General features: G+C 44.4%; 11 protein-coding genes and 1 pseudogene. 4 read left to right on the top strand and 8 right to left on the bottom strand.

All coding sequences use genetic code 11. The annotated features are described in order from the left end of the window. Positions 1-20: 20 nt before the first annotated feature. Positions 21-695, top strand: a pseudogene (locus tag AB4517_RS20455) (DUF3726 domain-containing protein); the annotation flags it as partial. A 396-nt stretch (positions 696-1,091) separates the two neighbouring features. Continuing rightward, positions 1,092-2,384, top strand: coding sequence for an alpha/beta fold hydrolase (locus AB4517_RS20450; protein ID WP_017064721.1), 1,293 nt, complete (start codon positions 1,092-1,094; stop codon positions 2,382-2,384). Between the two features lie 171 nt (positions 2,385-2,555). Here AB4517_RS20450 and AB4517_RS20445 read toward each other — a convergent pair whose 3' ends face one another. From AB4517_RS20445 to AB4517_RS20420, 6 genes are all read right to left on the bottom strand, one after another. Then, positions 2,556-2,738 (bottom strand): hypothetical protein, encoded by a 183-nt coding sequence (locus AB4517_RS20445; RefSeq protein ID WP_004730424.1) that lies wholly within the window; start codon positions 2,736-2,738, stop codon positions 2,556-2,558. Positions 2,739-3,020: 282 nt separating this feature from the next. After that, positions 3,021-3,248 (bottom strand): PAS factor family protein, encoded by a 228-nt coding sequence (locus AB4517_RS20440; RefSeq protein WP_004730426.1) that lies wholly within the window; start codon positions 3,246-3,248, stop codon positions 3,021-3,023. Between the two features lie 267 nt (positions 3,249-3,515). Next, on the bottom strand, positions 3,516-5,672 hold the full coding sequence (locus AB4517_RS20435) for a c-type cytochrome (RefSeq protein ID WP_372149693.1): 2,157 nt from the start codon (positions 5,670-5,672) through the stop codon (positions 3,516-3,518). Continuing rightward, positions 5,669-6,283, bottom strand: coding sequence for a cbb3-type cytochrome c oxidase subunit II (locus tag AB4517_RS20430; RefSeq protein WP_017064719.1), 615 nt, complete (start codon positions 6,281-6,283; stop codon positions 5,669-5,671). Before AB4517_RS20430 ends, AB4517_RS20435 begins: the two co-directional genes overlap by 4 nt. Further along, the gene (gene ccoN / locus AB4517_RS20425) at positions 6,284-7,708 is read right to left on the bottom strand and encodes a cytochrome-c oxidase, cbb3-type subunit I (RefSeq protein WP_017069846.1); all 1,425 of its coding nucleotides are present in this window, start codon (positions 7,706-7,708) and stop codon (positions 6,284-6,286) included. Between the two features lie 37 nt (positions 7,709-7,745). Further along, on the bottom strand, positions 7,746-8,120 hold the full coding sequence (locus AB4517_RS20420) for a cytochrome c (protein WP_029235248.1): 375 nt from the start codon (positions 8,118-8,120) through the stop codon (positions 7,746-7,748). A gap of 465 nt (positions 8,121-8,585) precedes the next feature. Between AB4517_RS20420 and AB4517_RS20415 the strand changes: the two genes are divergently transcribed. Then, the gene (locus tag AB4517_RS20415) at positions 8,586-9,041 is read left to right on the top strand and encodes a hypothetical protein (RefSeq protein WP_372149690.1); all 456 of its coding nucleotides are present in this window, start codon (positions 8,586-8,588) and stop codon (positions 9,039-9,041) included. Positions 9,042-9,050: 9 nt separating this feature from the next. Further along, positions 9,051-10,076 carry a GGDEF domain-containing protein gene (locus AB4517_RS20410; protein WP_017069848.1) on the top strand — a complete coding sequence of 342 codons (1,026 nt, stop codon included), beginning with the start codon at positions 9,051-9,053 and terminating at the stop codon, positions 10,074-10,076. 223 nt (positions 10,077-10,299) lie between these two features. On the opposite strand, the gene AB4517_RS20405 is transcribed toward AB4517_RS20410, so the two are convergent. Continuing rightward, the gene (locus AB4517_RS20405; protein WP_372149688.1) at positions 10,300-12,732 is read right to left on the bottom strand and encodes a putative bifunctional diguanylate cyclase/phosphodiesterase; all 2,433 of its coding nucleotides are present in this window, start codon (positions 12,730-12,732) and stop codon (positions 10,300-10,302) included. A gap of 3 nt (positions 12,733-12,735) precedes the next feature. Next, positions 12,736-13,767 carry a PotD/PotF family extracellular solute-binding protein gene (locus AB4517_RS20400; RefSeq protein ID WP_017060025.1) on the bottom strand — a complete coding sequence of 344 codons (1,032 nt, stop codon included), beginning with the start codon at positions 13,765-13,767 and terminating at the stop codon, positions 12,736-12,738. Positions 13,768-14,121: the final 354 nt, after the last annotated feature.

Here is a 14,121-nt window from a genome sequence, read left to right as displayed (position 1 = left end):
TGATTTAGGAAACAAAGCCTACATGTGGTGAAGCCGATGTGATAGCGAACATGGTGGCAGATTTACAAATGGTTGGCTTGGATGGTGTTCGTCATTTTAACAATGCGAGCAACTTTATGGGGCTAGAAGACGATTGCCCTGTAGACATCCAAGTGACAAGCGACAACACAGTTGAAGTGGACCTGCACAAGGCGAGCTTAGCGTGTCATCTTCCTGTGGTGATGGATTACGCCATTGAAAAAATGGTCGGTAAAAAGACGCTGAAAATCGAGCTAAACAACTGCCATAACCGTTGGTTAGCGTACAGTGAGCTTGTAAAACTCGCAGCGAAAGGCATCGCGTGTACTGCACGTTGGGACAATGGCTCAAACCCTAAGAGCACCTTGTATGTGCTTAACCGTGGTTGCGTTGCACCAGAACTGTTTTTATCAGATTCGCCACTGACATCGGACGATCATATCCACAATATGACCATCGAGCTTTCCGTCCAGGATTTCGATATCGAACGTTTGTCAGATGGCTACCAAACACACATTGAATCGGAAGCGCTTTTTAAAACTCAAGAGAAGGCGTGGAACGAGGGCATTGAAGTTGACGATGGAGAGTGGGGCGCGTTGAAAGAAACGGCGACGGCTATCCTTGTTGAAAACAGCCAACGTTCAATTCAAGGTGCAGGTGAGCTCGAGGCTTCTTAGCTTTGTTTTATAGAGCTATAAGTTACAGAAGCTCAGTTTATAGATCTTTGGCTTATAGAAACTAAACCTTTAAAGCCTGAGCTTGTTCAACCTAAAAACCTCATTTACAACAGATAAAACCAAAGAGCTTAACGTATCCTCACCTCGTTAAGCTCTTTTTATTTGTGTCCCACTTTTGTTCTTCTTCTCAATAGATCACATCTTAAACTCTCTGTTTTGACACAAGTTGTTACGCGTATAAAGCTAATTTGGCGATTTAATGAAGTACCTTCACATTCAGGTTCAACAAACGGTTTCATTTACAAGCTAGTATGCGTATCTTGCTAACTACGGTGCCAAAGGGTGCCATTTTTATTCGTACCAATGACTTTAGAATCAGATAAAAAGGAATGAAGCGTGCAAGCTAACTTTATTGATGGAACCACCCTGTACCGTCAGCACTCTTTCGAGTTGCCACTTGATTATCAAGCCAAAGATGGACAACAGATCCAAGTCTTCGCACGTGAGCTGGTTGATCTCGCTAAAGATGAGCAAGAGCTGCCGTGGTTGATCTACTTTCAAGGCGGCCCAGGTTTTCCTTCTCCACGGGTGAGTGGTCAATCGGGTTGGCTAAAGCGTGCATTACAAAACTACCGTGTTCTGCTTCTAGACCAACGTGGTACTGGCAACAGCACGGTTATCAGCCATGAAACTTTGGCGCATTTGTCTCCAGAACAACAAGTCGAATACTTAACGCATTTCAGAGCGGATAACATCGTTCGTGACGCTGAAGCGATTCGTGAACAGTTTGGTATTAAGCAATGGTCGACGATTGGTCAAAGCTTTGGTGGCTTCTGTACACTGAGCTATTTGTCACTGTTCCCACAGAGCTTGCAGCGTTGTTATGTGACGGGCGGCATTCCTTCTATTGAACGAGAAGCTGACGATGTTTATCGTGCGACTTACAAGCGTGTAGAAGACAAAAACAGAGCTTTCTTTGCTCAGTTCCCACAAGCACAAGCTATGTGTCGCGAGATCTCTGATTACCTGCTCAACAACGATGTGAGACTGCCAAACGGTCAGGTGTTCACAGTTGAACAGTTCCAGCTAATAGGTATTAATCTTGGTGGCGGCGAAGCAAACCTTCCAATGTATTTCACACTGGAGAGTGCGTTTGTTGAAGTGAACGGTAACAGACAGCTGAGCTACAGCTTCCTAAATCAAATGCAGCAAGAGCAGGGTTACTTAACTAACCCAATTTACGCAATCTTGCATGAATCGATTTACTGTCAAGGTACAGCGTCTAACTGGTCTGCACATCGTGTTCGTGAGCAGTACCCACACTTCAACTACCAATCGGGCAGTGAGTTCTGGTTTACTGGTGAAATGGTGTACCCATGGATGTTCGACCAACTTGAAACGCTGAAGCCACTGCGTGAAGCCGCGAACATGTTGGCTGAAAAGTCGGACTGGGGCACTTTGTACAACGCAGAGCAGTTGAGCAAGAATACAGTGCCAATGGCGTGTGCCGTTTACGCCGATGACATGTACGTTGAGTTGGATTACAGCCGTGAAACATTGGCGAACATTCCTAACTCGAAAGCGTGGATCACCAATGAATATGAACACAATGGCTTGCGAGTAGACGGCGAAAGGATTGTCGATAAATTGATGACGATGGTTGAAGCGTTAGAAAATCTGCCAAAGTAATCAAGCTATTTGCACTAGAAACAAGATGCGTTAGAAGCTTTCTACTTTAGAAACTATCTACGTTAGAAATACGATACGCCAGAAACAAGAAAACGCTGCACCCATGCAGCGTTTTTTTATGTCATCGAACTATTCGATTTAAGGAACTAGGAGGGGTAGCCCTTGAAGCCATTAAGGTTGGATGACGATATCTTGATTTTCAGTGGTCGATAAGCTGGCGCGGTTCTGTTCGATAAGCTGAGCCGCATAAGAGGGAGTTACAGCTTGAATTTCGCCTTTTGAACGAATCGTTAATGCTTCCCACGCATGATCACGGTATTTGCCTGTTTGTGTATATTCAATAAGTACTCTCATGATTCTTCCATCCGATGTGTGGTTAACGTGCTACTAACATTAGCGCCATTATTGTGGTTACACACCTGTTAAAAATGGAACATAAGATTAACCAAATGAGAATACGTGTAACTTGAAAAACAGACCTAACTGCACTTATCTTCTTAACCGCGTTTATCGCAACTAACCGTATTTATCGCAACTAACAGCATTTATTGTAACCAACCTTACTTATCGTAAATAGCGTCCATAAAAAAACGCTGCACAATGGCAGCGTTAAAGTTGAGATAGGTTGAAGATTGCTTAGCTGTTTTCTAAGCCAACAATCTTGCGTGCAGACATCACTGCACTATCCAAATCGGTCAATCTACCAGCACTTGCTGGACCAAGAACTGATGAATACAAAGCCAACTGCTTCTCAAATGATAAATCTAATTGGTTATATAGATTTTGGCGGATTTGAGCGTGTTGCTGAGGCTTTGCGCTCGACAGGCCTTCCAACGTATCGTAGATGAGTGTAGTTGTATCCATAACTGTCCTTAGTACATCTTTAGAAAATTTTGCATATTATGCACTTGGTGTCATCTTTGTTCTGCGAGATTGATCGCATTATGTGCAGCTCTGCTTAATTGTGTAATCAGTTAGTTACAATTGTGTTGTACGGCAAAGTATCGAAAACTTGGGTTTGGGCAAAAGAAAAGGAGACACAGTGGTCTCCTTTTGGCTTGTTAGGCAAACATAAAAGTTACGTGCTGTTCGCTGCTTGTTGGGCCAATCGGCTACGCACAGCTACAGCGCCTATCGTATGTTAATGTTCTTATCTCGATTTTCGTACATTTCAGGTGTGGTGTGTAATCCACCTGCATAGCCTGCTGCTTCAAGTGTTTCTCTTACCTCTCGAACATGCTCAGCCGTGACCGGTTCATTTCTGTCGCCAAGGTTTAAACGCACAAACGTGATTAACTCAGCTAAGCGTTGATCCGACAGTACATCCTCAAAACTTGCCATTGGCATGAAGTTTCGATCTTTGTCGAGATAGGTGGGTTGCAAGCCGCGCACCGTTACCGCAATGGTATTGAATGGGTCGCTGTGCATGATAATACCGTTGTTCAACAGAGTAGGGGCGATTGGGTCGCGACCTTTACCATCGTCACCATGACACGCCCCACAAGTTTGACGATACGTGGTGTAGATTTCACTGGCATACGCAGCTTCATCAAACCCTTTAGGCTGTAACTGAACGGCATCACTGGCAATGGTGTTGTTGATGTCCCCACTGAGTAGGTAATAGGACATCGACTCGATATCTTCACGCGTCATCAAGCTTAGGCTGTTTTTCACTACATCAGCCATACCCGCAAAAGCGGTGCCTTTGTCTGAATGTCCGGTGTGTAAAAAGTCGGTGAGTGTTGCTTCATCCCAACCATCGACGTAGAGCTCATTAGCTGTGATATCAGGCGCGTTCCAACCGTCAATCAAGTTACCTTGGAAAATACGTTCTGGTATCAGTGCTTGGGCAATGTTTCTTGGCGTATGGCACTCCGAACAGTGACCAAGTCCTGCGACCCAATATTTGCCTTGTTGCCACTTATCGACATTCTCAATTTCTCCTTTGAGTTCCTCTGGCACTTCATAATCAATAGGGTCGGTATCCATGAATACGATGTTCCAGCCAAGCAAACCTAAGCGAATATTGGATGGAAACATCATGCTGTTGTCATCATTGCGTCGCGGCACGGCGGTGATTGACTGCATGTATTCCCATAAATCCACCATGTCTTGGTCGGTGAGGTATTGATAGGAGGTGTAAGGCATTGCAGGGTACAGGTAACCATTCTTGCCTTTACCTGCGACTAACGCCGCTCGGAAATCATCGAAGTCATAAGTCCCAATACCTTCGGTAGTGTGTGGCGTTATGTTGGTTGAATACACGGTGCCGAAGGGGGTGACAAAGGGTAGGCCGCCAGCAAAGGGTTCGCCACCTTCTGCACTATGACAAGCCACACAGTCACCGGCATAAGCGAGATATTCTCCGCGCTCAACAGATGATGCTTTCAAACTCGCGAGCCGTTGTTGCTCTACGTCACCAGCGTGTCGGATATAAGCCCCAAGCGCGAGTATCTCGTTCTCACTGAGCTGCTCATCAAACGCAGGCATTAGGTTGTTCAAACCGTAATTGATGGTGTGCTGAATCTCTTCAATACTCCCTCCGTGAAGCCAGATATCATCGGAAAGATCAGGTACGCCAATCGCTGGGTTAGCGACAGCACCATCGGCATGACAAGACGAACAGTATTGGACGAACAAGGTTTTACCGAGCTCGACTTTAATCTCCGGCACATCGGTATGACGTTGGTTGAGGGAGGCTAGATAGTAGGAGACTTTTGCCACCTCGTCTGGGCGCATGATTTCACTCCAACCCGGCATCGCTCCATTTCGCCCTTTGGCAATCGAATGGATCACAGCTTCATCACTGCCGCCGTATAACCATTCTTGGTCGATAAGATTAGGGAAGTGTTTCTGACCTTGTGCATTATCGCGGTGACAAGCGGCACAGTGAGTTTGGAATAGAATCCTACCGCTGTTCACGATCTCTGGGACAGCAGCTAGTCCTTCTAACGTGGTTTCGCTGGTTTGTGCAAATTGCTCATTGAGAGTGGTGGATGGTGAACTGAGCTTATCGTCGCTTTGTTCCCAATCGACTAACCCTTCCCATTCGCCGAGCCCGGGGTAGAGCACCAAATAACCCGCAGACAAAAGAAATGCCACTGCATAACTGATAAATAACAGCTTAGGTGGAGGCGCATCTTTCTCTTCAATACCATCAAAGGTGCCAATGGTGTGGTCGTGATCGGCCTTGTGATTGCTACGCCAGTATTTAACGACAACAGACACCATCAGAACAAAGAATATTAAGGTTAAGAGTACCGCCCATAGATTCCAGAATGTGCTCATTGTGATACCTCCTGTGACGTATCTTTACCCAGGCTTTGTAAATAGCGAATCAGAGCTTCACCTTTGGTTTTGCCTCTTACTTGCAAACGGGCATCACCAATTTCTTGATCGGTATAAGGCACACCTAAGGTACGTAACACTTCCATTTTGGCGCTAATATCATCGCCAGTCAGAGTCTGCTCAAATAGCCACGGGTAAGAGGGCATGATCGAGGTCGGTACGACTTTTCGAGGGTCAATTAAGTGAATAGCATGCCATTGGTCAGAATACTTTCTACCTAAGTTAGTGAGGTCAGGACCAGTACGTTTAGAGCCCCACAAGTTAGGAAACTCATAGATATCGTCTGCTTCTTGGTTCGGGCGCCCATTACGCTTCACTTCTGGCTCTAGAGGGCGAACCATTTGTGTGTGACAAACATGGCAGCCTTCACTGATGTATATGTCTCGGCCTGCTAACTCAATCGGTGTGAGAGGCATCGCTAAGCTGCCTTTGGCAATATCATCGCCACGGACAATGCTTGGCACTACCCAGACCAATAAAGAGAAGGAGGCCACGACAACAGTGGTCAAAATTAAAATGACGATTGAATGTGTAAAGTCTTTACTCATCATTTAAGCTCCTTCATTAACAGTGTGTTTAGCATCATTTGTTACGGGCATACGAACCGTTTTGTACAAGTTGAAAGCCATTAAGAACAATCCAAGTACAAACAGCGCGCCACCAAAGAAACGCATGAATAGCCAAGGTGCTTTAAAGTCCATAGCTTCTACAAAACTGTAAATCAGTTCGCCATTTTCATTTTGAGCGAGCCACATATATCCCTCGCCGATGCCTGCGATCCAAAGTGCTATTGCATAGATGGCGACGCCAGCATGAGCAAGCCAAAAGTGCCATTTAATCAGTCGTCGTGACCATAGATCGGTTTGGCCCCATAAGCGTGGAATGAAGTAGTAAAAAACCGCTATCCCTGACATCCCAACCCATCCGAGAGCCGCGGAATGTACGTGCCCGATGATCCATTCGGTGTTGTGTGCCACCATGTTGAACCAGCGAATAGCGAGTAGCGGACCTTCGAATGTTGCCAAGCAGTAGTAAAGAATCGCTGAGAAAAAGAATAAAAGAATGTAGTCGGACTTCAGCTTTTCTTTATTTTGTAGGAGGGTCATTGCGCTATTGAACGCGCCTGCCCAAGAAGGGAGCCACAGGATCAAAGACATAACGATGCCGATGTTCTGAATCCAGATGGGAACAGAAGAATAAACCAAATGGTGCGTTCCGGCCCACGTGTAAAAGCCGACCAAGCCCCAGAAATGGATCACAGACAAACGGTACGAGTAGATAGGTCGATCCGCCGCTTTGGGTATGAAATAGTAGTTCATGCCAATCACACCAGCGGTCAGCAAGAAACCGACGGCATTATGTCCCCACCACCATTGAACAATCGCATCTTGAGCGCCTGCAAACACAGAGTAGGACTTCATCGCCAACACAGGCATCGCGAGGTTGTTCACGATGAAAATCATTGCAACGACGATAATGAATGCAGCAAAGAACCAGTTAGCCACAAAGATATGGCTGACCTTTCGTTTAGCAAGGGTGCCAAAGAACAACACCGCGTACAGCACCCAAACCAACACAATCATCAAGTCGATTGGCCATTCAAGCTCCGCATACTCTTTTGAGGTAGTGTGGCCTGCGGGTAAGGAAATGACCGCAAGTAACAGGATGAATTGCCAGCCCCAAAATACCATCCATGAAAGGCTTTTGTTGAACAAGTCACAATGGCCTGTTCGCTGGGCAATGTACAAAGACGTACCCATCAAGATATTCACGACGAAGCCGTAAATCACTCCTGAGGTATGTAGCGGGCGCAGTCGACCAAATTGGAAATACTGAGAATCAAAGTTTAAGACTGGCCAATATAATTGCGCGGCGAGAATCACGCCGATGATCATACCTACAATCGCCCACACTAAGGATGCAATGATGAAGTACTTCACGACCTTAATGCTGTATTGCGTTGTCACTTGTTCCATAACAAGGCTCCTTGCCTAGAGGTTTTGAATCGCTGACTTAATTTGAATCGCTGAGCGAGCCTGCTTCGTTGCCGAGCACAGAATAGAAATAGGAAATGTCACGGATGTCTTGGTCTGAGAGGGTGTCGGCTTGTTGTTGCATGAGAATCGCTAAGCCACTGGTTCTTTCTCGAGTCTGGTAATCTTTCAATGAAGAGATGAGATAACCCACTTTTTGACCGCGAAGGTTCGGGTAGGGATCTTGTGTTGAGATGCCATCAGCGCCATGACAGGTCATACACACTTTGGCTTTTTGTTTACCTAACTCGAATTGTTCTTGGTTAACTTCGGCAGAAACAGGAAACATGACCAGCGTCATTACCAGGGTAGAAAGTGTGGCCATGGGGTTAAATTTTTTTATATTCAAACTCATTCTCGATTCCCTTGATTATGAAATGAGTAAGCTTTTTAAGATCAACGCACGAGATCAACTGGTGAAGTAGAAACGACTGGAACTCGTTATTAGGTCTCTTAAAGCTGCTTACGTTCGATTAAAGGTTATGCATCAACAAGCATTCTCGCTACTTACTTACTCATATTTATTGTTAATTTTGTTGTTTGATACGTATTCATAGGGGTTATTGGATTACTTCTAACGTTCAAAATACGTGTTTTTATCGCTAGACGGTCGAGAGGTAATGTTCAGGCGGGCAGCACTATTGAGCCATTATGGAGGTCGAAGGACTATAGGAAAGGGAGACAGAGAGCTTGATAACACTTGGTGGATGCTGGGGGCTTGGCACAAAGTGATACCGTTCAATCCGAGTGGCATCGATACAAGTTAAATGGTCATTTTAGGCTAGACTCAAATTAGTGACCTTTTTAAATGGAGTTTAGAATGAGAACTGTATTCCTGTTTGTGCTCTGGTTTTGCTCGTTTTCGATTTTTGCAGCCTCAGAGTTAACTGTGTTCGACCACTCCGGAAAAAAGCATGCATTAAGTAGAGAACAACTCCTAACACTTCCTCAGACAGAAATTACCACCACCTTGCCATGGGTTGAGGGTCTGACTGTTTATAGCGGTGTGACGTTACAAACAGTGCTTGAAAATATGGATCTACCCATATCACCGCAAGTCACTTTCGTGGCATTGAATGACTATAAAATTGCCGTGCCTAAAGAAGATTTCGATACCTATGAACCCATCATTGCGATCAAAAAGAATGGTGAGTTTATGTCTGTGAGAGAGAAAGGCCCTTATTGGTTGATTTATCCAATCTCTGCGAACCCTGAGACCAATACCCCTGATTTCCATGCCAAGATGATTTGGCAGATTCGTGATATTCATCTGTAGAGGCTAATTATGAAGAAGCTGTTGTCTATGGCCGCAATCAAAGTCGTTGTTTTGTCTTTGGCCGTGGTTGTTCTATCCGTCAATATCTACAGTGTTACTCGAATTAATGACATCAACAAGAGCTTTTCTAACCGCCAAAATGAGGCCACATGGTTTGTTTTTCAACTCGTCAAAGAGTATGCAAACTTCTTGATGGTTAGCCACGCAAAGACGATCGATTATGATGAATTGTGGTTGGCATATGACATTACTTGGAGTCGCTTTGATATTCTGATCAACAGCACTGAATCGTCCAATTTTATTCGCTCAGCAAACTTTAAACCGTACTTTACCGCAGAGTTTGAAAAGTTTAAGTCGTTAGAATCCTCAATTAAGTTGGTGAATCAAGGCGCTTTGCCTAAGGAATCACTGCAGAAGAAAATTGATATTTGTTACAACACGCTGGTCGAATTTATTAACGAAAAGTTTCGACTTCAAAGCCCGGTTATTGAAGAAAACACCACAATGGTCGACAAGTTGGTGATGATGCATCAGATAAGCAGCGTATTTCTGGTGTTGCTACTGCTTGTGACAGGAGCGATTTTTTACGTCGACTTTGCAATCAAACGAAAACTTCATTCTACCGACTTCATTACTGGCTTTCGCAATCGAGTCTCGCTCATGCAGTTTGTTAAGAACAGCTATCCAACAAACGGTAATTTCGACCTTTACTTTGTAAGAATCAGAAACCTTAGTGAGATAAACCAAAAGTATGGACTTGAATATGGAGACTTGGTGGTGAGTTCAGCTGCTAAGTCCCTGACGGCAAAGGTACCGGAAAGTACTATCTCGTTTCGTAGTAGTGGCAGTCAGTTTCTATTCTTCATTCCTGAGCAATTGTACACAAGTGATGAGATACAGGAAAAATTCAATGACGTGCTTAAGGATTATATCTCTGCGGGGAATTTAGAATTGATGATTGACGCTGTAGTCAGGCATAAGAAGAACATCAGCTCTAAAGATATGATGGAGCTACTAACGACAATGCAGAGTTAATCCCCGCATCAGAGATAAGTTAGATCATTAGGTTTTGTTGACTGTACGCTCACCATTCTCCCGCTTCACTATCATGGCTTTTGCCATTCTTTATTTGCCTCCTCATTCAATGTGCAGCCAATAGAGAGCTCCTGCTCTGATGAAGATAGTTCTACTACTAGTTATAGCTATAGTGGCTTTCCGCGCTTGAATAGGAAGAGAGGCTTTGAGGTTTAGGTTTAGGTTACTGCTTTTGAGTGAGTGCAACGATTCGCTCGTTAGATCTCGAACTGCTAACAGACTGCGGGTTTAAAATTGCTTGCGGGTTATGGTTTCGAACAAACTCGATGAATTCCAGGTAAGTGAGTGGCTGACTGAAGAAGTAGCCTTGTATTAGGTCACAGTTGGCTTTTCTGAGGTAATGATACTGTTCTATCGACTCAACACCTTCTCCGACGACTAGCGTGTCACAAGAGTGGCCTAAGTTAACCATAGATTCGACCATCTTGCGGTCGGCCTTGTCGTCTACCATGTTATCGATAAAGCTCTTATCAATTTTGAGCTCATCCACAGGGTAGTGGAGAAGTTGGTTAAACGCTGTGTAGCCCGTACCAAAATCGTCAAGGGAGACCTTTAAACCTAAGCTTCTGAGGCTCTCGATAGTCTGCACCGTAAGCTTGGTACTTTTCACGTAACTGGTCTCGGTAATCTCTATAATAATGTTGCCAGGTGGCACTTGATAACGTTCGAGTACTTTACGGATGTTGTCGGCAAAATTACGGTTGTAGAGCTCCATCGCCGAGATATTAATTGACAGAGTGCCCTTGTATTTATGAAGTTCTGAAAGCTCTTTATAGCTTTTGAACGCGGTGCCAATGACCCACATGTCGAGCCTGGCAATAAGGTTACTCTTTTCTGCAACTGGGATAAATTCTTCTGGTCCCGCATCGATATCGAATAAGGCTGGGCAACGAATCAGGCACTCCGCGCCATCTATCTGAAGTGTCTTGGCGTTAAAAATAGGCATAAAGCGAAGTTCAAAGTTGTCACTTTCGCAGCACTCTAAGAGTCTTTTCTCTACAACGTCATGGCGTTCCAAGGTATGTAACAACTCTTCGCCATAAACAATACGACTTTCGCCATCACTATGAGACTTCGCATTAGCTAACATTTCATCGATGCATCGGTGCCAAATCTCATCGAACTTTGGCGTGTCGAGCGGTAAAACACCTGTTGCGAGTGATAATCGAAACCCATAGTAGTCAAGGAAGGTGGTGCCGGTCAGCGTATTGTTGATGTTCTCAATTTCTTCGTTTATCACTTGGTTCTTACCCATCTCCAAGATCGCGATAAACTGATTCCCTCCCAGTCTGGCTAAAGAGTAATCACTGCAACTAAAGCCCAAAGAGGCTTGTTGGTTTTGTAGTGTCTCTTTCAGTGCTTTAGCTAAGCTTATCAGTACATTATCACCAACTTTTGCCCCGTAGAGATCGTTAATTTTACGAAAATCGATGATGTCCCAACAAACCACATAGCAGTGTGGGCTCATCGAGCTTTTTAGTCGTACATCAAGGTGTCTGATGAAAGAGCGTCGGTTAGCTAGCTTGGTGAGTTGGTCGAATTCGGCTTCGAACTTCAACTCTGTTAATGAGTCTATGTACGCGTTCTTTAAACCATCAATTTCATTTTGCCCCGATGAACGCTTGAAATACCTAAGCTTGAGCCCGCCGATCGATATCTCTTGCAGTAAGTCTTTAAGCGGGCGCACAAGTTGGTAACGCACCACTAAATGCACGATCAACATGATCGTAAAGAGAGTGCCAAAGCCACCTAACAAGGTTTGTTTAGCGATGATGGCTTTCTCATGGTTGAACTTTTGTTCTCGAATATTTACTTGCGCGATGAGATTTCGGCTGGTCATCTGCACATTGATATTATCTTGGGTTTGCTCAATTGATTTGATAACGAATTGGGTATTTTCAATGTTGGCAGCGTCTGAGGATGGCTCGATTAAGAACTGAATATTGTCATCGTCATTGTATTTGATTAATAAGCTAGAGAGTTGTATCAGAGGTCCGTCAGCAATCAAAATGTAGCGATTTAAACTGCTACTTGCACGTTTATCTTGAGGAAGGAGGTAAGGGTCAATTGCCGCAACATACGAATATCTGAGCTCGCCACTAATCGAGACATAAGAGAAGCTTTCGTAGGAGAGTTCCTTCTTGCTGATTAACGAGGTGTATATGTCGAAGACTCTTTCATAAATCTTGTCAGGGATTTTTAGCCCCTCGAAAGGATCGGCTCTGAGAGTCGAAAGCGTTAATTTGAACGTAGGGTCCACGATATAAACATTGCGTTGCCCAAATTGATTGACGTGATTCTGGCTTAATACTCGGAGTACTCGTTTTTCCAATAGCGATAGAGTCGTGTAGTCGCCAGGATTTTGAATGTAGCGGAGGAACTGCAACGAAGAACCGATATCTTTAACTAGTAAGGACAAGCCGAGCTGCTCGTATTCCGCCGCGACTAAAGCGGTGTTCACATCAGATTGCACCTTGTCCAAATACATGTGCTTAGCATGATTTGATGCGAAGTTGTACATCACGATTCCTGCTATCAGGAGCACAAATGTCAGCGTTGGTAAAAGTACAAAATAGAGCTTCTTCAATACTGGCATGAGTTATCTCAAACTGTCGACAATACGATTGCGAATTTGAATGCTACTCGGTTCTAACGGCTGATAAAGGTAGCTGCGATCTAATACTTCTTTATTCGGGAAAAGCTCGGGATCGTTTTGATACTCCTGAGAAGTGAGTGCTTTTGCTTTTGAACTTGGCGTTGCAAACCATGAATCCATTGCGTTTTGAGCGGCGATTTCGGGTTGCGATAAGAAGGAGAGAATCGTGGTTGCCTGTGGAGATCGCTCTCCGTTGTTAATTGCAGCCATACACTCTAACCATAAGGTTGTTCCTTCTAGAGGCACTGTGTAGGCCCAAGATGCCTCAGGTTCGGCATCATTAAGCACATAGCTGTCACCTGAGTATCCGTAGGCGAGGTCGATGTTGGCTAAGTGTTCGGGATGACGAATATAATCGACAACGTATTCATTACTTTCAAGGTGAGGCTTCTGTGCTTGTAGCGTTTTGTAAGCGACTCGAAGTTCTTGTTCGTTGTTGGTAAACGGCTCAAATTGATTCATCAGAAGCGCAGCACTCACCAAATCCGTAGGCTCATAATACATGCTGATTCGGCCGCTGGTTTTGGTTTCAGGGTCTAGAAGAGCGCCCCAAGACTTGGGAGTCTCAACTTTTCCGCTTCGGTATAAGATGCCGGATGTCCCCCAAGCGTAGGGGATTCCATATTCGCCACACCCATCCACCCATCTTGAGTCAAAGTTGCTTGAAAGGGATTGCTGCAAGTCGCTCAGGTTGTGGAATAAGTTCTGTTTAGCCAGCGCTTTCAGTTTCATACTTTCAATGACAACCAATTCAAACGCACCTCGTCGTTCACTCAATAGCACTTCATCACGAATGGACTCGTCAGAAAAATATTGCTGCTTTAGTGAGATGCCGTAGGTATCACTCAACTGGGTAACGACGCTGTCAGATAAAAATTCATCCCAATTGTAGAGATAAATATCATGCTGCTGGCCAAATACAGGGCTAGCCAAAAAGGATGTTGACGCAAGTATTGATACGCAAAACGCTTTCACTGACGGATTCCCTTTCGTACGTGATAACTAAATCGTAGCCCAAAATCTGCGACATGATTCAAATTTACGGCTCTTATTTTAGTACAACCTAATGCAATGCATGCGAACACCGACTTTTAATTACCAAAATAGAAGGAAAATGAGTCTTGGTTATGAGATCGCTAGGCAAAATAATGGATTAACTATCTAAACTAAATGTTGGAAAGTCGGTTATTAGATCGTCTTTACCTAACGAGGCTTATGAAAACGTGTTGTCCGTCTGATTCTCTTAGTATCGAAACATTAATTATGAACCAAAAAAACAACTACAAGTTAATTATGCGATAATAATGCATTAAATTTCACAATAAGGAC

Origin of the sequence: Vibrio sp. 10N.222.52.C3 (genome assembly GCF_041474195.1) — a bacterium.
GTDB classification, from domain to species: Bacteria; Pseudomonadota; Gammaproteobacteria; order Enterobacterales; family Vibrionaceae; genus Vibrio; species Vibrio crassostreae_C.
The sequence above is the reverse complement of the archived record's forward strand: the minus strand, read 5'-3'. Positions and strand labels throughout refer to the sequence as shown.